The sequence below is a fragment of the Mesorhizobium sp. M7D.F.Ca.US.004.03.1.1 genome, from assembly GCF_003998635.1.
In the GTDB taxonomy this organism is placed as follows: domain Bacteria; phylum Pseudomonadota; class Alphaproteobacteria; order Rhizobiales; family Rhizobiaceae; genus Mesorhizobium; species Mesorhizobium loti.
The window spans coordinates 1-739 of sequence record NZ_RZQG01001566.1 but is presented as its reverse complement, the minus strand read 5'-3'; the positions used below and the strand labels follow the sequence as shown (position 1 = coordinate 739).

General features: G+C 59.9%; 2 protein-coding genes. Both read left to right on the top strand.

All coding sequences use genetic code 11. The features are described from left to right. The coding region (locus EN935_RS38730; protein WP_206534708.1) for an FAD-binding protein at positions 1-204 on the top strand (204 nt) is incomplete at its 5' end. Between the two features lie 210 nt (positions 205-414). Continuing rightward, on the top strand, positions 415-739 hold a 325-nt coding region (locus EN935_RS38725; protein WP_164771863.1), incomplete at its 3' end, for a 3-hydroxyacyl-CoA dehydrogenase NAD-binding domain-containing protein.

Genomic DNA, 739 nt, shown 5'->3' with positions numbered 1-739 from the left:
GGCCAGACCGGCAAGGTGGTTGCCCCCGATCTTTACATCGCGGTGGGCATCTCCGGCGCCATCCAGCACCTCGCCGGCATGAAGGATTCGAAGGTTATCGTCGCCATCAACAAGGACGAGGAGGCGCCGATTTTCCAGGTTGCCGACTACGGCCTTGTCGGCGATCTCTTCGTCATTCTGCCGGAGCTGCAAAAGGCGCTTTGACGCTTTCTGCCAAAGCGTATTAAATAGTGAGGGGTGGGGTAGACGAAGTCGCCCCGCCCTTTTAGTTTGCACTGCACAAAAACCAGGCCGCAAAGGCCAAAAGCAATTCCAGCAAAAGTGCGCAGCGATTTTGCGTCCGGAATTGCGGAAAACAAAAAGGTGGAGCGCTTTCGCAATTCATGCGGAAGGGCTCAGGACGGGATCGGTGTAATGAGCAAGATCGAGACGATCGGCATCATCGGCGCGGGCCAGATGGGCGGCGGCATCGCCCATGTCTCCGCGCTTTCGGGCTACAAGGTACTGATCTACGATATATCCCCCGACCGCATAGAGAAGGGCATCGCCACCATCAGCGGCAACATGGCCCGCCAGGTGGGGTCGGGCAAGCTCGACGAAAAGGTGCGCAACGACGCGATGGGCCGCATTTCGGCCGCCCCGGCGATGGCCGATCTTGCCGGCGCCGATCTGGTCATCGAGGCGGCGACCGAGGACGAGACGGTCAAGCGCAAGATTTACGCCCAGCTCTGTCCGCAGC